The sequence below is a fragment of the Paenibacillus marchantiophytorum genome, from assembly GCF_014640555.1.
Lineage (GTDB): Bacteria > Bacillota > Bacilli > Paenibacillales > NBRC-103111 > Paenibacillus_E > Paenibacillus_E marchantiophytorum.
Window position 1 is genome coordinate 138,780 of sequence record NZ_BMHE01000010.1, and the last position, 22,614, is coordinate 161,393.

General features: G+C 47.0%; 10 protein-coding genes. All 10 read left to right on the plus strand.

All coding sequences use genetic code 11. From position 1 onward, the window contains the following. Window positions 1-15: 15 nt before the first annotated feature. A complete protein-coding gene (locus IEY34_RS12765; protein ID WP_189012016.1) occupies window positions 16-2,325 on the plus strand; it encodes an FAD-dependent oxidoreductase in 2,310 nt (769 codons plus the stop codon). A gap of 422 nt (window positions 2,326-2,747) precedes the next feature. After that, window positions 2,748-3,530: a glycoside hydrolase family 36 protein gene (locus tag IEY34_RS12770; RefSeq protein ID WP_189012018.1), complete on the plus strand. Its 783-nt coding sequence runs from the start codon at window positions 2,748-2,750 to the stop codon at window positions 3,528-3,530. A 345-nt stretch (window positions 3,531-3,875) separates the two neighbouring features. Then, window positions 3,876-5,342 carry a sialate O-acetylesterase gene (locus tag IEY34_RS12775; RefSeq protein WP_189012020.1) on the plus strand — a complete coding sequence of 489 codons (1,467 nt, stop codon included), beginning with the start codon at window positions 3,876-3,878 and terminating at the stop codon, window positions 5,340-5,342. A 129-nt stretch (window positions 5,343-5,471) separates the two neighbouring features. Beyond that, window positions 5,472-5,594, plus strand: a complete 123-nt coding sequence (locus IEY34_RS36750; RefSeq protein WP_229757620.1) for an alpha-L-fucosidase — start codon at window positions 5,472-5,474, stop codon at window positions 5,592-5,594. Between the two features lie 36 nt (window positions 5,595-5,630). Next, window positions 5,631-6,791: an alpha-L-fucosidase gene (locus IEY34_RS12780; protein ID WP_229757621.1), complete on the plus strand. Its 1,161-nt coding sequence runs from the start codon at window positions 5,631-5,633 to the stop codon at window positions 6,789-6,791. A 506-nt stretch (window positions 6,792-7,297) separates the two neighbouring features. Then, the gene (locus IEY34_RS12785) at window positions 7,298-8,350 is read left to right on the plus strand and encodes a peptidylprolyl isomerase (RefSeq protein WP_189012022.1); all 1,053 of its coding nucleotides are present in this window, start codon (window positions 7,298-7,300) and stop codon (window positions 8,348-8,350) included. 90 nt (window positions 8,351-8,440) lie between these two features. Further along, on the plus strand, window positions 8,441-12,163 hold the full coding sequence (locus tag IEY34_RS12790; RefSeq protein WP_189012024.1) for an Ig-like domain-containing protein: 3,723 nt from the start codon (window positions 8,441-8,443) through the stop codon (window positions 12,161-12,163). A gap of 177 nt (window positions 12,164-12,340) precedes the next feature. Next, entirely contained in the window at window positions 12,341-16,390 is a 4,050-nt protein-coding gene (locus tag IEY34_RS12795) for an Ig-like domain-containing protein (RefSeq protein WP_189012026.1), read from the plus strand. Between the two features lie 206 nt (window positions 16,391-16,596). Then, the gene (locus IEY34_RS12800) at window positions 16,597-20,526 is read left to right on the plus strand and encodes an Ig-like domain-containing protein (protein ID WP_189012028.1); all 3,930 of its coding nucleotides are present in this window, start codon (window positions 16,597-16,599) and stop codon (window positions 20,524-20,526) included. Between the two features lie 116 nt (window positions 20,527-20,642). Beyond that, window positions 20,643-22,412: an S-layer homology domain-containing protein gene (locus IEY34_RS12805; protein WP_189012030.1), complete on the plus strand. Its 1,770-nt coding sequence runs from the start codon at window positions 20,643-20,645 to the stop codon at window positions 22,410-22,412. Window positions 22,413-22,614 lie beyond the last annotated feature (202 nt).

A 22,614-nucleotide genomic window follows, 5' to 3' on the forward strand; every position in this document is an offset into this window, starting at 1 on the left:
AATGGAGAGGAAGCATTGAAGAAGACATCAGAAAAATATCAAGTCGTCGTGGCTGGTGGAGGACTTGCTGGCTTTTGTGCAGCTGTTGCTGCTGCTCGTCATGGTGCGCAAACATGCTTGATTCAGGATAGGCCTGTTTTTGGAGGGAATAGCTCATCCGAAGTACGCGTTACCCCTCATGGAGCAGCTAATTTCCATGCGTACGCTAGAGAAACAGGTATTCTTTCTGAGTTGCTTATCGAGGAAAGAGCACGAAATCACGAAGAGATTTTCGAGAACGGATGGACGAATAGCGTTTGGGATTTAACCATGTATGATATGGCCATGAAAACGCCTAATCTGTCATTTCACTTAAACACTTCGGTTCAAGCCGTTATTAAAGATGGTGACAAAAAAATTAAATCATTACTTGTCCGTGTCGCTAATGCAGAAACGGAAATTGAAGTTTCAGGTGACATTTTTATAGATTGCACGGGTGACGGTGTTGTGGCGGATTGGGCTGGCTGTGAATGGCGTATGGGTTCCGAGGGTCGCGATGAGTTTGGTGAACCGCATGCTCCCGAAACAGCAAGTGGAGATACGATGGGGAACTCAATCCATTTTAAAACGGTGAATATGGGTCGTCCCGTACCATTCGAAGCTCCGGATTGGGCAGTACAACATGAAGATCCAAGCTTTTTCTATGATCAAGGCAGACATACGTATGATATCCGAGGTGGATACTGGTGGATTGAGATCGGGGTGCCTTGGCATACGATTTATGATTCCGAGGATATTCGTCACGAACTGACCCGACATACATTGGGGATTTGGGACTGGATCAAAAATAAGGATCCGAAAACGAAGGAACTAGCAGCCAATTATGCTCTCGACTGGGTGGGTCAAGTACCAGGTAAACGTGAAAGCCGCCGTATTATGGGCGAATATTTCATGACGGAGCACGATCCGATAAATAGAACTGTGTTTGAAGACGAAATCGCCTATGGCGGTTGGTTTCTTGATCTGCACACACCAGGTGGATTGCTGGCGCCAACAAGTGAACCAGCCAGCGCTGAAGGCTATAACGAGACAAGTGACTATGCAATTAAAAGCTATTGTGGACCTTATGGCATTCCGCTTCGCATTTTAATCGCGAAAGACTTGGATAATCTAATGATGGCAGGTCGTAACGTGAGCGTTACACATGCCGCATTAGGTACGGTTCGCGTCATGGCGACAACGGCACTAATGGGTCAGGCGGCTGGTACTTCCGCTGCAATTGCTTTAAAGAACGGACTTTCTATTAAAGAAGTGCCGACAAAAGTGATAAAAGAGGTACAGCAGAACTTGTTACGCGACGGTTGTTTTTTACCGAATGTTGTCAACGAACACCCAGGAGATATTGCACGTCAAGCCGTTATTACTGCGAGCAGCGAAATGCTGCTGAATGGTGCAGGTCCAGAAACACAAGATCGACTGCCAAGACTATTGGAATGGAACGAACCCGAAACAGACCCCAAAGAGCCTTTAAGAAATCGGCGTGGGCAATGGATTGCTATTGCATCCCCGGAAATCGAATCGTTATCTGTTTGCTTGACGAATCATTCGGATGAGCCTCAACAAATACGTGCAGCGCTAGTGAACGTCGATCATATCTGGGATTATCGGATGGAACCTGAAAATGGATTCATTAGCTCTGCCTTACTCACTGTTCCGCCAGGTGGATGTCAATGGGTGAAGTGGAAAGCAAACCTGGGTCCCCAAGACGGATTAAAAGCTCAAAGCTATGTCAGATTGGAGTTGGATGCCCGTCCTCATATCACTTGGCATGAAGCTGGCACCATTATTTCTGGCCACGTAGCTGCTTTTGAAATGGGCAAAGGCCGGATGCGTCGGGTTGATCGTGGTGTAACGATGAGTTATCTCATATCGCCAGCACAGTCTGTGTTCAGTGCATTAAACGTAATTAGTGGTGTGACACGACCGTATCAATATACGAACTTATGGAAATCAGACCCTGCGCTGCCTTTATCTCAATGGGTTCAACTTGCTTGGGAGAAAGCGCAGTTCATTAGAACGGTTGAAATTACTTTCCCAGGCCATTTGATTCGGGAATATCATGCTTATGGTCCTTTCTACCGTGATCCGCAATGCGCCAAAGATTACCGAGTACAGGCCTATGTCGGTGACGAGTGGCAGGATATAATCAGCGTGAAAGGCAATTATCAACGACATGTTCGTCATCAGCTTGACGAAAGTGTTCTTACCTCCAAACTGCGAGTTGTGATCGATGCGACCAATGGGGATCCTTCAGCTGCGATTTACGAAGTAAGATGTTACGCGTGATACGGTTATCAAGTAAATGGCACAGTAAAGGGATTAAGAGATCGGGATCATACAAGTGAAAGTAGAGGTAGAATAAGGAATCTATAACACATTATAGCGATCGGGATCATTACAAGATTCCACAGGCGGAAGCTTCCAAACCGTATACAATCTGGCTTTTCTCTCGCCAATGGATGCCGATCATGTACTAATGGCATTTAGTTCATGTCACCGTTTCAACGGCGAATTCCGATTCGGCAAGGGAAAATTTGAAATTGTACTTGTTGCGTGGAAATTTCCGCTAATCATCCGCGTTTGCCGGTAGAGGAAACGCCGACGGGATGGTGCTCCTGGTATTGCTACGGACCCGCTGTTCGGGAAGAAGATATTATAGCTACAGTTGATGAGATGTCCGTCCATTATCCGGAATTGAAATATGTTCAATGCGACGATGGCTATCAGGCTTATATGGGAGATTGGTTATTCCCGGCGCAGCGTTCAAGGACATGAAAGCACTGTGTCAATCTATCAAACAAAAAGGGTTTGAGCCTGCCATTTGGGTAGCCCCTTTTATAGCGGAAAAAGAATCGAGCTTATTCAAGAATCATCCAGATTGGTTTATTAAGAACGAGAGGGGGAACCCGCTCTCGTCGGATGTTGTTTCATTCGGTGGCTGGCGCTGCTCTCCGTGGTACATGCTGGATGGTACCCATCCGGGAGCTCAGGATTATTTGACGCATGTATTCAAGACAATGAGGGATGAGTGGGGCTGCCGCTACTTCAAGCTGGATGCTAACATGTGGGGCGCGCTGCATGGCGGTACGTACTACCAGCTTAATACAACCCGCGTTGAAGCATATCGTGAAGGAATGAAGGCCATGCTCCTCGGAGCAGGAGCCGACAGCTTCTTGCTCGGCTGCAACGCTCCGATGTGGCCTTCCTTGGGCATAGTTCACGGCATGAGAACCACAGATGACACTTTAAGATCGTGGGGGAATTTTAAGAAAGTAGCCAATGAATGCTTCTGGCGGAACTGGCAGCACAATAAATTATGGGTCAACGACCCGGATTGTCTTTTGCTTGAAAACAACGATAGGCACAAGCAAATCACTCCTGACGGGCGATTGGTAAAGTTGAAATCGGTATTGACAGATGATGAGTTCTTGTTCCATGCGACCCATATTCTTTGCTCTGGAGGAATCTGGGCGTTCATTCAGAAAAAATAAGCGTCCAGTTACGACAGCATTAAGCGAAACTTTTTGTAATCGAAATATTGTAGATTTGAGTCACATGTTTCTTTAGACATATGTTAGCTTATTGCAGGTGGAAAAATCGGACGGCAGAACGATCAAGGCGTCACAGCGGAAAATTTCCACATATTACAATCGAACAAATTCATAAGGGAAATTTAATGAAAAATTATCCAATTCTGGACGAGTTACTCCCCTTTTGAATAAAGAGGTACGAAGTGTGCTTGGTCAGAACATACCCGAATTATAAACATGCGTAAGTAATGGAGGGCTTAACATCAATGGCACTCATAAGTATATTGATGACGCGGAGGAACGGTTATGGACATGAAAATTGATTTACAGGGAAGCTTCGAGGCTATTGGCAAATGGGTTGTAACCAACTACACAGGCGATAGTGCGGTTAAACGAACCCTATACTCAGTTTCCGATGATAACTCATTTGCGATTTGGAGGCCGCAAATAAGGTGTAAAGCGAATGTGAGAATATGGGCATTTATTGTTAAAGGAACGGGGATCCATACTTACGAAATCAGTAGCATTAAAAAAGAAGTAATACAAGTTGATTTTACGGACAAGGAGCCCCATTGGGCGGAACTAGGGACATTCCTTTTAGATGGTCAAGGAGAAGAATATATCAAACTATATAACATACAAAAAGGGAATAACATCCGGGCGGCTGAAATGAAATTTGAGGTTTTATCTGCGGACGGAGCATCTGTTCAAATGACGCAGATTGTTGAGCAAGAAGGATTCGGATTGAACTTCGAAGAGTTTATTGATCATACCCCTGTTGTTGCAAGAGATAAGCATACAGACAAACTTTGGATTCCGGCTATATTTTCAGATAACATGGTTATTCAGAGAAGAATGCCTATTAGAATATGGGGAGAGGCAAAAGAATTATCAGAGGTTCACATTTCCTTAGACAACTATAATAAACGCACTCCGGTAATAAACGGGAAGTGGGAAGTAGAATTTCCCCCTTTAGAAGCGGGAAAACCATTCAATATAAAAATATCGGCCGGTTCTGAGGAAATTAAAGTGAAGAATGTGCTTGTTGGCGAGGTTTGGTTATGCTCGGGTCAATCCAATATGGAGTTGGCTACAGTGAGAATCGATAATTCCATGAACGAACTTTTGGGGGCCGATGTACCGAATCTCAGATTGTTCAAGCACGATATGTTGTTGAATGATACGTCAAGGGAAGATGTTCAAAACGCAAGATGGTGTCAAGCATCATATAGCTCTGCAGCAGATTTTTCAGCAATCGCCTATATATTTGGCAACGAGTTGTATAAACTCATCGATGTCCCTGTGGGTATCATTTTAAGCTCTGTAGGAGGCACCAAGATCGAATATTGGATGAGTGAAGATGCTTTTGGCAGCGATGAACAAATCAAAGGAAGCTTTATCCCTTGTAATTACTATTATGGGGTGATAGCTCCATTTACAAATTGCAATGTCAAAGGCGTAGTCTGGTATCAAGGGGAAAGTAATGAGACTGATCTAAATTATTCTATAAAACTCGCAGCGATGATTCAAGATTGGAGAAAAAAATGGGGATACGAGTTTCCCTTTCTCCTTGTGCAACTTCCCCAGTACGATGTATGGGAACGATTTGAGAATGTCAGAAAAGCACAAAGACTAGTATCCGAAAGCCTCTCAAATGTGGGGTTGGCGGTTTGCTCGGATTTGGGGGATATTTACGATCTTCATCCTACCGATAAAAGACCCGTTGCCGAGAGGCTGGCGGCTTTAGCGAAAGCGATTGCCTATAACGAATAAATTACTCATAAAGTTGAGAATGGGGAGGCTAAACACCACGGTTATGGTAAAAAAACGTAAAGTAATGAACTTCAGCTTGTCATTTGCTGCGGATGGCTTTAAATCTCTTTCAAAATAGGGGGTAAAACAATGCTTAAGACTAACATTACAAAAGGACCTTTCGAACCGACTTTCGAATCGTTGCATAATTTTGAATGTCCGGACTGGTATAGAGACGCTAAACTGGGGATTTGGTCTCACTGGGGACCGTAATCCGTTCCCATGTACGGGGATTGGTATGCCCGTGGTATGTATATTCAAGGATCGGAGACGAATCTTTATCACACACGGCATTACGGTCACCCTTCGCAATTCGGCTACAAGGATCTCGTACAGCTGTGGAAGGCTGCCGCAGTAAAGAGAGGGTTGCCTTTCGGCGTTACCGAACATAGGGGTCCGACGTTCAATTGGTTTGCGGTTAACAAAGGCTGCGACAAGGAAGGGCCGTTCGCAGGTGTTCCCTATGATGGAAATGACCCGGAGTTTGAAGATTTTTACTTGCCTAATCAGGAACACTACAATCCGAATGCCACTATTTGGGATGCGGCTCCCTGGTACAGTTCAAATCCTTGGTGGCACCAACGATGGTTCGATACTATTAAGGAATTAATAGATCTTTACGAGCCAGATCTGCTTTATACGGATGGGGGAGTGCCGTTCGCCCAAAATGGCCAGGGGGAAGTTGTATCGCGAGGTAAATACGAAGCCGGTCTTCATGCGGTTGCGCATCTATACAATACGAGTGCGAAGTCTAACAACGGGGTCAATCGTGCCGTATATAACCAGAAGGATCGGAGACGGGATGTTTACTCGCTCGGGGTTCTGGATATCGAACGAAGCCAGGAGTCTGGTATTAAACCGGACCCGTGGCAAACGGATACTTGCGTCGGAGAATGGTTTTATAATGTTCGGAAAGAATACAAGAAACCTCGACATGTCATTGAAATTTTCGTTGATATTATTTCCAAGAACGGCAATCTCCTTCTTAACATTCCGCAGAAGCCGGACGGTACGCTGGATGATGAATGTACGTACATTCTGAAGGAATTGGCCAAATGGATCAAAATAAGCGGGGAAGCCGTGTACGGCACGCGACCGTTCCATGTATTCGGAGAGGGACCGTCAAGCGTGGTCATTAAGCACTTCGAGGAAGATCAAGTGGCATGGACAGCGTCCGATTTCCGATTCACCAAGCGTGGAAATACATTATATGCTTTCCAGATGCGGTGGCCGGATGATAACAGAGCTGTAGTCCGGACGCTGACGGAATCCCATAAAGTCAAATCGGTGCGGCTGCTCGGTGTTGGAGAAGTGCCGTTCGAGCAGCCGTTTGGCGTACTGACGGTTAGCCTGCCTGCTCATAAGCCCACCGAGTATGTTACTGTTCTTGCCATTGAACTGGAGGAATAAACAATTATCCTGAAATGAAACCTCTGTCGAAGAATAAGCAGCTACTTTGACGGAGGTTTTCTCATGCCTGTACACAAAACTTAGTATAGGTTGACGGATGCCGAACTACATTTTTTTGGTTTGCATAAGGTTTAAGAAAATCACCAAAATTTCATAGAAAATACCCTGCTTAGTTAAAAGGTGGTACCAAGCTTATCAACCAATAAGAGTATGAATTTATTCTATTAATTGCACCCTTTTGTTCATTGTTGCCTTTTTTTGTACTGCGTATAGTGGAGTTAGAATAAAAGAGCAATTTATTGCTTTGGAGGGGAGGGATCTCAGGTATGGTTAATGTCACAGTGAAACAGTGAAAGTAATTTTATTAATTGGTTTATTTTTTATTTTGAATTTAGAAAGCGCTTACTAATTTCGGAATGCTTGAGAAATTTGGCAATTGCAGTTGCCAAATGCATTGCTACTCACATCAAACCAGTATCATGCAAATGGAAGGAGAGATACATCCGATGAAGTCCCTTTCTGCCCATTTTCGGCAATTATTCTTCCTGCTCTGTATATGTGGAATCTTTCCAGTTACAGGGTGCGGAGCCCATACACCTCCTGCATCTGGCAATCCAACTATCCCTATTGCAACGGTGAACGGCGCTCCTCTCCAAGTAGGCGAATTCCGTTTGTTTGCACAAAAATTGCGTTCCGGCGTCATTCAGACCTTTGTGGAGAAATACGGAGCGCAGTATGGCAAAGACTTCTGGAACACAAGCTACGGAGAAGGAGGGACTCCACAGGAGTATTTGAAGCAAACAGTATTAAAGGAAGCGACAGTGGCGAAGGTTATTCAGTTATTGGCCAAAGAAAATGATTTGGTTGATAAAATTGATTATTCCGATTTTGCAGTTCAGTTTCAAAAGGAAAATACTCGCAGAGCTGAAGCGGTCAAAAACAAAGAGCCTATTTACGGACCGGTTCAATACGAAGAAGCTGCTTATTATGCGTATTGGATGTCGAATTTAAAGCTGCAAATCATGCAAAAGCTCTCTGTCGATTCGGCTTGGAGTCCAAACGACGGGGAGTTTCAAGCCTATTATGAAGCAAACGCTGCTACCATGTTTCATCAGCCCGACATGTACAGCTTTTACAAAATTACGCTCCCTCTCGATGATCGGAAAGAAGCGTACAAGAAAGCACAGAATGCTAAGGAGGAGATTAGTAAAGGCAAAGCGTTTGAGCTGGTGGCACAAGCCTACAATGTCTCCGGAGAAGTAGAGAAGGGATCGTTTAATCCCCGCAAAATTATGGAACCTGGAATCGATGACGAAGGCTTTTTAAAACTTCTACAGGGTTTAAGCGAAGGTGATGTTAGCGATATTTGGGAGGAACGCGATTCTTTGCAAATTATTCAACTGACGGAACGAATCCATGGAGGGGATAAACCGCTGGAAGAAGTACGAGATGCCGTAAGATCTGCCATCATCGAACAAAAATTGAATCAATGGGTTAGTGACAAAGCGAAGGCGGCCAAGGTAGAACTGACCTCATCTTATGATCAATTTGAGTTTTAAATAGTTTGAATATTGCGACAAATAAACAGGATTTCCGGGGGAAGCTGTACTGTGATGAAGGAGTAACTAATACTTGGGGAGGTATTTCTAATGATCAGATCCACAAAGAAATGGTTTAGTCCTGCTTTGATTTTCATCATGCTGTTTGTTGCTGTTTTTGGCGGGAATTTCGAAGTAGCACGTGCAGCAGGTAATGGTAATGCTTACTACGTGGACGCAGTCAACGGTTCGGACAGCAACAACGGTCTGAGCAGCGCAGCCGCTTGGCAAAGCTTGAGCAAAGTCAACAGCACGGTGTTTATGCCGGGCGATCGGATTTTATTGAAAGCGGGAGGCGTATGGACAGGCCAATTGTACCCCAAAGGGTCGGGGAGTGCCGGCAATCCTATTACGATCGATCAGTACGGTACTGGAAGCAAACCGCTTATTCAAGGGGGCGGTCTGATCGGTGGCGCGGTTTATTTGAATAACCAGGAATACATGGTCATTCAGAATCTGGAGGTCACGAACAAAAGCGACACAATGGTTGACGGCATTGCCGGTATTTTGGTAGATGCTACCGACTTCGGCACGTTGAACTCCATCAAAATCTTGAATAACTACGTGCATGAGGTGCGCGGTGGGTACGAAGGGCAAAATAAATATTTGGGAGGTATCGCCGTTCGCGCGATGGGCACCTCGGTATCGACCAGATTCAACGATGTGTTGATCGAAGGCAACCGGGTTGAGGACGTTTCCCGCTCGGGTATTGTTACGCATTCATTATGGCGCATCCGTCCCGGCGCTACTACCGGCTCTGGCGCCTACTCGGCCTGGACGAACGTTGTCGTCAGAAATAACGCGGTTCATTTAACGTTCGGAGACGGAATTCTGGTGACTACCGCCGTGAATGCTTTAATCGAATACAATGTAAACAGTTATGCCAATTCCAATGATTTAGGTCTGGCTAACGCCGGAATTTGGGCTTGGAACTCCGATGGCACCATTATTCAATATAACGAAGCCTTTGCGACGCAAAATACGAATGACGGGCAAGGTTTCGATATTGACTACGCCCAGGACGGTACCATTATCCAATACAACTACAGCCACGATAACGAAGGCGGATTCTTACTGTTTGCTTCCGACGGGAGCCGGGGCAGAACAAGCACCAATGGCATTGCGAGGTACAACATCAGCCAAAACGATTTGGAGCGCGTCATTCACGTCACAGGTACGGTGGATAATTCAAAAATTTATAATAATACGATATACGTACGACCCGGATTAAACACGAGAATTTTCCATCACAGCTATTGGGGTGGCATTCCAGACAATACGGCCTATTATAATAACATTATTGTTAATTACGGCTCCGGCGGTTATAGACTTACATCCAACACCAATAATACGTTCGACTACAATTTGTTTTACGGCAATCATCCGGCAACCGAGCCCGCCGATCCGCACAAATTAACGTCTGATCCGCTACTGGCGAATCCGGGAAAAGCTTTGAACAGAGATACCGTAGACGGTTATTTGCTGAAAGCAGGCTCTCCGGCATTGAGTTCCGGATTATTAATGGCCAATAACGGCGGCAAAGACTACTGGGGCAACAGCGTATCCGCATCGGCTGCGCCGAACCGCGGCGCCTACAACGGACCCGGCATAACGTATGCCGTGCCAACGCCAACACCGCTGAAATTGACATGGTTCAGCGACAATTTCAACGATGGAAACGGGGCTGGTTGGAACGCGGTACTAGGCTCGGCCGCTAATTGGACGATTGTTAATGACGGAACGCCGCGTTACCAGGCCAGCTCATCTTCCGGCGACTCCATGACAACTTCCGGACAAGCCTGGTCCAATATGAGCTTGCAGGCCAGAGTGAAGTCGTCCAGCCTGTTATCGGGCGGATCGGTATCTCTTGTAGCCCGCTACACGGACCTTAACAATTTCTACAGATTCGGTTACAGCGACACGTCAAAAAAGTGGACGATTTGGAAAAAGCAATCCGGCGTCAATACCGTTCTAGCGACTAGCGCAACCTTTTCGTATAGTCTGAACACGGAATACAACGTTCGGGCCTTGCTGAACGGCAGCGCCTTAAGCTTGCAGGTGGACAGCGGAAGCGGCTTTGTCACGGTATGCTCCACAACAGACGCGGGCTTAACCTCCGGCCTGGTCGGTCTGCTAACTTACAAAAGCACCAATACGTATGACGACGTAATTGTCAGCCCTATTGTCACGGGGATCGGCTTCAACCCGACAAGCTATAGCGTCGCAGCCGGTTTGACGAAAAACTCGGTTGTTGAGGCAACCCTGCCAGACAACACGAAGATTGTCTTGACTAGTGGCGTTGCGTATTCATCCTCGAATCCTAATGTTGCTAAGGTTGATACCGCAACAGGGGTTGTCGTGGGGGTTTCCGCCGGCTCGGCGATTATCACCGCTACGTACGAGGGTCAAACAGCTACAACTACGGTTACTGTCACTCCTCCGTCCAGCATTAGCTTTAACCACACCGGTTACAGCGTTGCCGTTGGTTCGACGGAGAGTCCAGTCGTTTATGCAACCGACTCCGACAACAGGACGGCTGTCTTGACCAGCGGCGTTGCGTATTCCTCGTCGAATTCCAATATTGCTACCGTTAATGCGGCAACCGGTGTGGTCACGGGGATTGCTGTCGGTTCGTCGAACATCACTGCTACGTACCAGGGAAAGACAGCAACCGCTGCGGTTACCGTTACGTTGCCCTTAATAAACGACAACTTTAACGATGGAGATGCATCAGGTTGGAGTGTGGCAAATGGTTCGGCTGCCAATTGGACGATTGTCAATGACGGAACATCGCGTTATCAGGGCGTCTCTTCTTCCAACGATGCCTTGACAATTACCGGACAAAATTGGTCCGATATCAGCTTGCAAGCCAAGGTGAAGTCTTCCGCGATATCTTCGAACGGATCCATTTCTCTTGTAGCCCGCTATACGGACAACAACAATTACTACAAATTCGCTTACAACGAAGCGTCGGCGAAGTGGCTTATTTGGAAAATGCAATCCGGCACCTGGACGATTTTGACGAAAAGCGAATCTTTTATGTACGATCTGAATACGGATTACACCGTACGAGCTGTGCTGAACGGCAGCGACTTAAGTTTGCAGGTGGACAGCGGAAGCGGATTTATCACTGTGTGTTCCGTTACTGACAGTAGCTTCGCCTCAGGTCGGGTCGGTTTACAAACTTACAAAAACACCAGCACGTTTGACGACGTAATCGTAAGCCCGCTCAGTTCGGGTACATTACTAAGTGACAATTTCAATGATGGGGATGCGGCAGGTTGGAATACAACATTAGGCTCAGCCGCGAATTGGATGATTATAAGCGACGGAACGCCGCGTTATCAGGCCAACAATGCTACCGGCAGCTCCATGGTAACTACCGGACAAAATTGGTCCAATATAAGCTTGCAAGCCAAGGTGAAATCGTCCAGCATGGTATCGGACGGCTCGGTTTCTCTCATCGCCCGCTACACGGACCTCAATAATTTCTACAGATTCGGTTACAGCGACACGTCAAAAAAGTGGACGATTTGGAAACAGCAATCCGGCGTCTATACCGTTTTAGCGACTAGCGCAACCTTTTCCTATAGTCTGAATACGGAATATACCGTAAGAGCAGTGCTGAACGGCAGCGGATTAAGCTTGCAGGTGGACAGCGGAAGCGGCTTTACCACGGTATGCTCCGCTTCAGATGCCAGCTTCACCTCGGGCCTGGTCGGTCTGCTATCTTACAAAAGCACCAATACGTATGACGACGTAATCGTATATTGATGTAAGAAACAACAAAGACGACTCAAAATTGCATTTGTTTGTTGCCTTTTGTTTCGATTGAAAGCGCTTGCTATTCTAGAAATGACCTCATCTTATCATTAATTTGCGTTTTAAACAGTTTTAGAGGGAACTTGTACTGCGACGAAGGAGTAATCAAGACTTGGGGAGGTATTTTTAATGATTATATCCACAAAGAAATGGTGTAGTCCTGCTTTAATTTTCATCATGCTGTTTGTTGCTGTTTTTGGCGGGAATTTCGAAGTGGCACATGCAGCTGGTACTGGTAATGCTTACTACGTGGACGCAGTCAACGGTTCGGACAGCAACGACGGTCTGAGCCACGCAACCGCTTGGCAAAGCTTGAGCAAAGTCAATAATATGGTGTTTATGCCGGGTGATCGAATTTTATTGAAAGCGGGAGGCGTATGGACAGGTCAACTGTACCCCAAAGGGTCGGGGACTGAAGGCAATCCCATTACGATCGATCAATACGGTACGGGAAGCAAACCTCTGATTCAAGGTGACGGTTTTGTCGGAGGAGCGGTATACTTGCATAATCAGCAGTACATGGTCATTCAAAATCTGGAGGTCACGAACAAAAGCGACACAATGGTGAACGGCATTGCCGGTATCCTGGTAGAGGCTACCGACTTCGGCACGTTGAACTCTATCAAAATCTTGAACAACTACGTGCATGAGGTGCGAGGCGGGTACGACGGGCTAAATAAATATTTGGGAGGCATCGCCGTTCGTGCTTTAGGTAGCTCAGTGTCGACGATATTTAACGATGTGCTGATCGAAGGCAACCGCGTTGAGGATGTTTCTCGAACAGGTATTGTCACTTATTCGACATGGCGCAAACGTGCCGGCGTCACGAATGGCAACGGAGTCTTCGCTGCCTGGACGAACGTAATCGTAAGAAATAATGCTGTTCATTTAACGTTCGGAGACGGGATTCTTGTCACCAACACGGTGAATGCCTTGATCGAATACAATGTCAACAGTCATGCCAATACGAACGATTTGGGATTGTTCAACGCAGGAATCTGGGCATGGAACGCAGACAATACCATTATCCAATATAACGAAGCTTATGCGACGCAAAATACGAATGACGGGCAAGGTTTCGATATCGACTTTGCTCAGGACGGCACCATTATCCAATACAATTACAGCCATGATAATAAAGGCGGCTTTGTTCTGATCTGCACCGATGGATCCAAAACCAATACTAACGGCATAGTCCGGTACAACATTAGCCAGAACGATCTGGAGCGTGTCATTTCCGTCCTGGGGCCCGTGCAAAATGCAAAAGTTTATAACAATACGATTTATGCAAGGCCTGGGTTAAGTACAAAAATGATTCTCCATGGCGATTGGAGCGGCTTTCCGGACAATACCGCGTATTCTAACAACATCATTGTCAATCACGGTTCCGGCGGATATAAATTCTCAGGCGGCACTAATACGAAGTTTGACTACAATCTGTTTTACGGCAACCATCCTGCAACCGAACCATCCGACCCGCACAAGTTAACCTCTGATCCGTTATTGGCTAATCCCGGAAAGGCGCTGGATCGGTATACAGTGGACGGCTACTTGCTGAAAGGGGGCTCCCCGGCATTGAATTCCGGCGTATTGATGGCGAATAACGGCGGCAAAGACTACTGGGGCAACCCTGTATCCGCGTCGGCTGCGCCAAACCGCGGTGCATATAACGGAGCCGGCATTACGTATTCTGTGCCTGCACCAGCACCTTCAGCAATGACGTTGTTTAGTGATGACTTTAACGATGGAAACGCGGCAGGTTGGACTACGGCAGTAGGCCCGGCTGCGAACTGGACGATTGTGAATGACGGAACGCCTCGTTATCAGGGCAGCGCCCCTGGCGGCGACGCCATGATAACTTCCGGGCAAGATTGGTCAAATATGAACTTGCAGGCCAGAGTGAAGTCTTCCGTCATTGCTGCGGGCGGATCTGTCTCTCTAATAGCCCGCTACAAGGATCTTAATAATTTCTACAGATTCGGTTACAGCCAATCAACAGGCACGTGGAATATTTGGAAGAAGAGTTCCGTCGCTTACACAGTATTGGTGAAAAGCGCGCCTTTCTCGTACAGTCTGAATACGGAATACACGATACGAGCTGTGCTGAATGGCAACAATTTAAGCTTGCAGCTGGACAGCGGAAGCGGCTTTGTTACGGTATGTTCAGTTGTAGACAATAGCTTAACTACAGGCATGATTGGTCTTCTTACTTACAAGAGTACCAATACGTTTGACGACGTTATCGTAAGCCCTGTTGTCAAAAATATCGGCTTCAACCCGACAAGCTACAGCGTTATAACAGATTCGACCGTGAATCCGGTTGTAGATGCAACCCTCTTCGACAACACGACGACTGCCTTGACAGGAGGCGTTGCGTATTCCTCGTCGAATCCAGGTGTTGCTGAGGTGAATGCAGAAACGGGTGTTATAAAGGGAATTTCTGTCGGTTCGGCCAACATCACCGCTACGTACCAAGGAAAAACAGCTACAGCTGCCGTGACGGTTACGCCTCCGCCGACACCGGTTAGCATCAGCTTTAACCCGGCGAACTACGTCGTTGCAGTGGGTACAACGGTGAACACGATTGTTTATGGCAATTACTCGGACAACACGACGAGCACTCTGAGTAGCGGCGTTACGTATGTCTCGTCGAAGCCTGCTGTTGCTCAAGTTAACGCTACAACAGGAGTTGTAACGGGAATTTCCGCTGGCTCAGCCAACATCACCGCTACGTATATGGGGAAAACAGCTACAGCGCCTGCTACGGTTGCTCAGCCATTGTTTAGCGACAATTTTAACGACGGAGACGCGGCCGGTTGGAATGTGGTAGCAGGTTCGACTTCGAGCACGTCGATTGTCAATGACGGAACTCCTCGTTATCAGCTCAGCAATTCTTCCGAGACCATAGTAAGTGCCGGACAAGATTGGTCGGATTTTAGCTTACAGGCTAGGGTGAAAGCTTCCAATATATCTCCGGGCGGGTCGGTTTCTCTAATAGCCCGCTACAAGGACCTTAACAATTTCTACAGATTCAGCTATAACGATGCGTATGAAAAGTGGCTTATTTGGAAAAAACAACCCGGTTCCTTAACATTATTGGGGCAAAGCGAAGCATTTTCGTATAGTGCAAATACGGAATATAACGTACGAGCCGTGCTAAAAGGTAACAACATAAGCTTACAGGTGGACAGCGGAAGCGGCTTTATCACGCTACTCGCGGTTACAGACAATAGCATCGCCTCGGGCCAGATCGGTCTGCAAGTGTACAAGAGCGCCAGTTCATTCGACGACGTTATTGTGAGCCCGCTATTCGTCAACCCGACAATTCCGGGCATTACGATAGACCAGACAGCGCTGTCACTGACGGCGGGACATGCAGCTGTAAAGCTGAATGCCACGGTAACGAACTCCACATATGCACCTGTGTGGACATCGTCTAATCCGACGGTGGCGACGGTCAACGGCAATGGAGAGGTAACGCCGCTTGCTGCCGGAACGGCCGTGATTACGGTTACACTCGCGGACGGCACTGCCACAGCGCAATGTATCGTAACGGTCGTGCCCGCCAACCAAGGAGGGCAACCCGCCATGGTATTAACGGGTCCTTCCTCCGTTCAGATTGGACAGGACGTGCATGTTACCCTTGGCATTAACAGTGTTTCTACTGCGGTTTACGCGCAAGATATTGCAATGAGCTATGACGCAAACTTGTTCGAATTCGTTTCAGCTAACTCAGTGAAGAGTGGCGTCAATATCGTAAAAATGGTTGCGAGTACGCCAGGCGCTCTGCGCTTCATTCTTGCAAGCACAGGGACAGCGGGGGCGGTCACCGGAGACACGCCGCTGATTGAGCTGATTTTCAAAGCCAAAAATAGTCAACAATCGGCTACAGGCCATGTAACGGTCACGAACGCTAAACTTGGCCAGAGCAATGGCAGCGAGATTGCGGCGGCAACAGCTGTCAAGAGCATTGAAGTGCGGATACCTCCGCCTGCCATTCCGGGCGACATTAATCTGGATGGCAAAGTAAGCATCGGAGATTTGTCCATGGTCGCTGCCCATTATGGTAAAAATACAGCGAGCGCCGATTGGGCGCAAGTGAAAGGAGCGGATGTCAATCACGATGGTAAAATTGATATAGAGGATCTTACGTTCATTGCTCAGAAAATCTTGGAATAGCGCTGTTTAGGTCATCTAGAATCAGCCGCTGAAATCATGTAGAGAGGGTAGCCGTTAAAATACTTCTCTCTGGCGCGTTCCCAGTCCGAGTCGCAATCGGGCTGGGAACGGCAAGTGGCGGAAAGCGCAATTGATGGTACGAGGAAACCCTTGTGTCATAAGTCTTGGTGAATGCGAAAGGCTAATTTTATCTGAGGAGGAAATATATGAATAGAAAATTTAATAGTTTAGTGTTTATTTTTTGTATAACTATGTTTGTTATATCGTTAAATGTCAGCTCTAGGGCTGATGCAGCCACAAGTGTCAATATTAACGGAACCGGTTCGGGAAGAATTTTTGATGGTGAGGGTGTGATCAGCGGCGGTGGAGGCAACACCAAGCTGCTCATTGACTATCCGGAGCCATATCGCAGCGATATTTTGGACTATCTTTTCAAACCCAATTTTGGAGCCTCTTATCAAGAACTCAAAGTAGAAATTGGTGGAGATATCAACTCAACCAGCGGAACTGAGCCCAGTCATGCAAGGACAAGAGCCGAAAATGCCAACCCGAATATGACACGGGGATATGAAACCTGGCTTATTAACGAAGCAAAAAAGAGGAACCCCAATATAAAGCTTTCTGGATTGCAATGGGGGGCGCCGGGCTGGGTAGGAAATGGAAATATGTGGTCTCAGGACAATGCGGATTATCTTGTCAGCTATATAAAGGGGTTAAAGAATATTTGGGGCTATGATATGGATTATATAGGCGGTAATCAAAACGAACATCCTAATGGGACATCGCAGCAGGCTAGAGACTATATTGTAAATATATTAAGGCCTACGCTAGATAACAATGGTCTTTCCCACGTCAAGATCGCAGCACCCGATATATTAGGCACGAATTGGGCTTTTGCGAATCAAATCATCAACGATCCGGCATTAAAAAATGCTGTTGCAGCGATTGGATACCACTATGTCAATAGTTCTTCCACAAGCAATGCTCAGAATAGCGGACTTCCGATTTGGGAAAGCGAAGGCTGGACCGGAATAGGGGATTGGAAGGGTGCATTTGACCTGGCAAAGGAAATGAATCTCAACTATATTCAAGCTAAGATTACAAAGACATCTGTTTGGCACGCAATTAGCTCGCAATACAATAATGCAAATTGGGCACATTCGGGTATCATGGAGGCCAATACTCCGTGGTCAGGCTATTATATTGCACAGCCGGCTATTTGGGCAGCAGCGCATACAACCCAATTTGCACAACCTGGATGGCAATATCTTGACAGCGGCTGCGGTGTCACATCGGGAAAAACCTCCTATGTGACCTTCAAAAAACCTAACAGCAGCGATTATAGTATTGTACTTACAACAGGTGGTTCACCTGAATCCATGACTTTTAACCTTTCTGGAGGGCTTTCTACCGGGGAGGTTCATGTATGGAAATCAAACAGCAGTGCGCAGTTTATACAGCAAAGTGATATTCTAGCAAGCGGAGGATCGTATTCTATTAATCTTGAGCCAAATTCAATCTATTCGTTGACAACAACGACGGGTCAAATGAAGGGTGTTGCTGTCAATCCAATACCTGCCAATCGTTCGTTTGGCAACAACTATACTGACAATTTTGAAAGCTATGATGTAGGTAAAACACCCAAGTATTTGTACGATATCGAAGGAGCTTTTGAGACCAGCAACAGATATGGCAGCGTAACTGGAAAGGCCTTGCGCCAGGTCATTCTAAAGCCACAAATTCAATGGAATAGCTGGGGGGCTCTTGATAATCCAAGTACATTTACCGAATTCGGAGATTTGAATTGGCAGAACTATGATTATAGCGCCGATACACTTATAGAGGATTCTGGTGCGGTCTATATATCCGGCAGAGTGGGCACAGCTTTACCGGGTGGAAATTTCAAGGACTATCATGGCTATCGGCTGAGCATTAACAATAATGGAGAGTGGAAGCTTTGCTATGGAAGTCCGTATAACTATGAAAGGAGCAGCGATATCGTTCTGCGATCAGGAACAGTTACTGGATTTTCTGCGAATACATGGCATAATTTAAAGCTTTCCTTTAGAGGAACCACTATAAAAGCATATGTTGACAATAATCAAATCGCTTCGGTAACCGACAGCAGGCGTGAAAGTGGAATGGCGGGCTTGGGCAGCGGTTGGAACCATGCACAGTTTGACAATATCAATGTTGCAGACGGGAACCTTGTTACGAATATCGGCTTCAACCCGACCAGCTACAGTGTTGCAGTTGGTTCGACCGTGAACCCGGTTGTCGGTGCAACCTTTTTCGACAACACGACAGCTGCCGTGACGAGAGGAGTTACTTATTATTCGTCGAATCCCGACGTGGCAGCGGTTCATGCGGAAACGGGTGTTATAACGGGGATTTCTGTCGGTTCGGCAAACATCACAGCTACATACCAAGGGATAACATCTGCAGCTGCCGTGACGGTTACTCCTCCTCCTCCGACGAGTAGCATCAGCTTCAACCCGGCGAACTACGTCGTTGCAGTGGGTACAACCCTGAACACGAATGTCTATGCTAATTACTCCGACAACACGACAAGGACCTTGAGTAGCGGCGTTACGTATGCCTCGTCGAAGCCTAATGTTGCTCAGGTTAACGCTACAACCGGTGTTGTAACTGGAATTTCCACTGGCTCGGCCAACATCACCGCTACGTACTTGGGTATAACAGCTACATCGCCAGTTACAGTTGTTTTACCATTGTTTAGTGACAATTTTAACGACGGAGACCCGGCAGGTTGGAACGTGGTAGACTCGGCTTCGAACTGGTCGATTATCAATGACGGATCGCCGCGTTATCAAGCCAGCAATCTTACAAGTGAATCTCAGGCAACTTTCGGTCAAGCCGTGTCAGATATTAGCTTGCAGGCCAAAGTGAAATCGTCCAGCATGGCCTCAGACGGATCCGTCTCTCTTATGGCCCGCTACACCGATAACAACAATTTCTACAGATTCGGTTACAGCGCATCGTCAGGAACGTGGAATATTTGGAAAAGGACACCGGGCGGCTGGACAGTATTGAAGAGAAGCGCACCATTTTCGTACGATCTGAATTCGGAATACAGCATACGAGCTGTACTGAACGGTAGTGCCTTAAGCTTGCAGTTGGACAGCGGCAGCGGCTTTATCACGATATGCTCCGCTACAGACACCAGCTTCACTTCGGGCTTGGTCGGTCTGCTGACTTACAAAAGCACCAATTTGTATGACGACGTTATCGTGAGCCCGCTAGTCGTCGACCCGACAACGATTCCGGGCATTACGATAGACCAAACAGCACTGTCGATGACGGCGGGACATGCAGCTGTAAAGCTGAATGCCACGGTAACGAACTCCACGTATACACCTGTGTGGACATCTTCCAATTCGCAGGTGGCGACGGTCAACGGCAATGGCGAGGTAACGCCGCTTGCTGCCGGAACGGCCGTGATTACGGTTACACTCGCGGACGGCATTGCCACAGCGCAATGTATCGTAACGGTCGTGCCTGCCAACCAAGGAGGGCAGCCTGCCATGGCATTGACGGGTCCTACCACCGTTCAGATTGGACAGGACTTGCATGTTACCCTTGGCATTAACAGTGTTTCCACTGCGGTTTATGCGCAAGATATTGCAATGAGCTATGACGCAAACTTGTTCGAATTCGTTTCGGCTAACTCAGTAAAGAATAGCGTCAATATCGTAAAAACGGTAGCGAGTACGCCAGGCGCTCTGCGCTTGATTCTTGCTAGCGCAGGGACAGCGGGGGCGGTCACCGGCGATACACCATTAATTGAACTGATTTTCAAAGCCAAAAACATCCAACAATCGACTGTGGGCAACGTAGCGGTCACGAGCGCCCTGCTCGGCGAAAGCAACGGCAACGAGAGTGCGGCGACAGCGGCTGTCAAGAGCATTGAAGTGCGGACGAATCCGCCTGCCGTTCCGGGCGACATTAATCTGGACGGCAAAGTAAGCATCGGAGATTTGTCCATGGTCGCTGCCCATTATGGCAAAAATACAGCGAGTGCCGATTGGGCGCAAGTGAAAGCAGCGGATGTCAATCACGATGGTAAAATTGATATCGAGGATCTTACGTTCATTGCTCAGAAAATCTTGGAATAGTTGCTAGTAGGTATCGCCAAGTTGATCTTGCAATAACAAAAAGGTTGAAAGGAAAGAGAAAGGGGAAATCCTTTCTCTTTCCATATTCTTATGATTCTCAAAAAGGAGTGTACCCCGTGATTCGCAAAACAGGGTTGTTTTTATGTGTCATGATGCTCTTAATCGCCGTGCTTCCAACAAGCATCGCTTTAGGGGCTGGAGTCCCAACATTTACGGCCAAGCTGAGTGCTTCTCAAGTGAATGTTGATGGAAATGTTGTTGTTACGATTTATGGTAAAAATGTGACGGATTTATACGGTTACGAGGCTGTCCTAACCTATGATGTCGATCGGCTGGAATTCAATGAAACTAAATCGAAGGGCTCATTCGAAGGGTATAAAATCTTACAAGATTCGGGGAATCAAGTCACATTTGCCTATACGAAAATGGGAAATACAACGGGTGAAAATGGAGATCTAGCTATATGTACACTGATTTTCAAGGCTAAGCAGAGCGGACAAGCTAACGTAACCTTGAAACAGATGAAGACAGTGACTTCACAATTATCGGCCTCTGTTTGGCAAGTGAATGCGCAAGCTGCCGTTCAGATTAACGGAACCACAGGTCCTGGCACAGGCACAGGCACAGGCACAGGCGGTATGAAGGAAGAATCGAACCTCTATATTCCAAAAGAAACCGAGCTTCGGATTGAACTTGCTCCGAATGGTCAAACATCCGTAACCGCGGTCATCGACAGCGAACGTTTGGCGCAGAAATTAACAGATCTTCAAACAAAGAGCGGCGGCACGGCTCTTTACTTTGAGATTCCAGGCGAGAGCGACTTGAATGCTCTGCAGCTGCCGCTGCCAACGTTGTACAACAGCTTGAAAAATCTTAAAGATACGGTATTAACTGTACGAAGCCATTTAGGCACCTATGATCTTCCAATGTCCATTCTAACCCAAGAGCAGTTCGCGAGTATGGCTGGTAGGGAAGGTGCGACGCTGATCGTTCGTTTGGATAAGGCCAAATCGCAGCATGAGACGCAATTCGACCAATCCATTTCGGGTACAGGCATGGAGAGATTAAGTGATATTATCGACTATAAAGTGATTCTGAAGATCAAAGATAAGGAAGAGGAAATTCATAGCTTTGGCAGCAGCTTTGTGACACGCTTCATGTTTGTAGATGAAGCAATTGCGGATCCGGCGGCTGCGACGGCGGTTGTTTACGACCCGGTTACGGGAGAAATGGAATTCGTGCCGTCTGTGTTTACCGTAACAAATGGCAAAACCGAAGTGAAGATCACCCGAAATTCGAACAGTATGTACGCTATCGTTCATAACAAGAAAACGTTTGACGATATGGCCGGTCACTGGGCGCAGCAAGATGTGGAGCAATTAGCTTCGAAATTGATTATTGCCGGAACATCGGATTATATGTATACGCCTGACATGCAAGTCACCCGCGCGCAATTTGCAGCCTTGCTCGTAAGAGGACTGGGGTTGTCGGCGGAAGCCGGTCTGAACGCATTTGCCGATGTTGCTGCCACCGAGTGGTATGCTTCGGAAGTCAATACTGCGGCGAAGTACGGTTTAGTTCAAGGTGTGGGAGAAGGCAAGTTCAATCCCGATGCACAGATTACAAGAGAGCAGATGGTCGTGATGATGATGAAAGCGATCGCTCTCGTTCAAGGAGATAAGAAATCCGAAGCTGCAAGGAATGTTTCTTTCGCTGATCAAAACCGGATTTCTGATTATGCGCGAGAAGCGATAGCCGAAGCAGCTGCTAAAGGATTGATTCAAGGCAAAACGGAAACCGAGTTTGCTCCGCAATACGTAGCGACTCGCGCGGAAGCGGCTGTCATTATCAAGCGAGTACTGCAGTATGCGAAATTGATCAATTAGAATCTTAGTAGAACGGAAGCAGAAAATCTTAGAATAGTCGTTTGCGACATTAAGGAAATTGAAAGAAGCGATGCATTTTGCAATCTGAAGGAGCTTACCCGCATGCGGCGGGTAGGCTTCTTTGTGCTTTTGGCAACGAAAAGTACGAATGGGTAGATGACCTCGAGCTGGACGAGAACGCGTGCATGATTCATATTAGGGC

Bases quoted from the DNA above. Each gene is read 5' to 3' on its own strand.
- IEY34_RS12770 (WP_189012018.1), top strand. From the start codon at position 2,748: ATGCGACGATGGCTATCAGGCTTATATGGGAGATTGGTTATTCCCGGC.
- IEY34_RS12775 (WP_189012020.1), top strand. From the start codon at position 3,876: ATGGACATGAAAATTGATTTACAGGGAAGCTTCGAGGCTATTGGCAAA.
- IEY34_RS36750 (WP_229757620.1), top strand. From the start codon at position 5,472: ATGCTTAAGACTAACATTACAAAAGGACCTTTCGAACCGACTTTCGAA.
- IEY34_RS12780 (WP_229757621.1), top strand. From the start codon at position 5,631: ATGTATATTCAAGGATCGGAGACGAATCTTTATCACACACGGCATTAC.
- IEY34_RS12785 (WP_189012022.1), top strand. From the start codon at position 7,298: ATGAAGTCCCTTTCTGCCCATTTTCGGCAATTATTCTTCCTGCTCTGT.
- IEY34_RS12790 (WP_189012024.1), top strand. From the start codon at position 8,441: ATGATCAGATCCACAAAGAAATGGTTTAGTCCTGCTTTGATTTTCATC.
- IEY34_RS12795 (WP_189012026.1), top strand. From the start codon at position 12,341: ATGATTATATCCACAAAGAAATGGTGTAGTCCTGCTTTAATTTTCATC.
- IEY34_RS12800 (WP_189012028.1), top strand. From the start codon at position 16,597: ATGAATAGAAAATTTAATAGTTTAGTGTTTATTTTTTGTATAACTATG.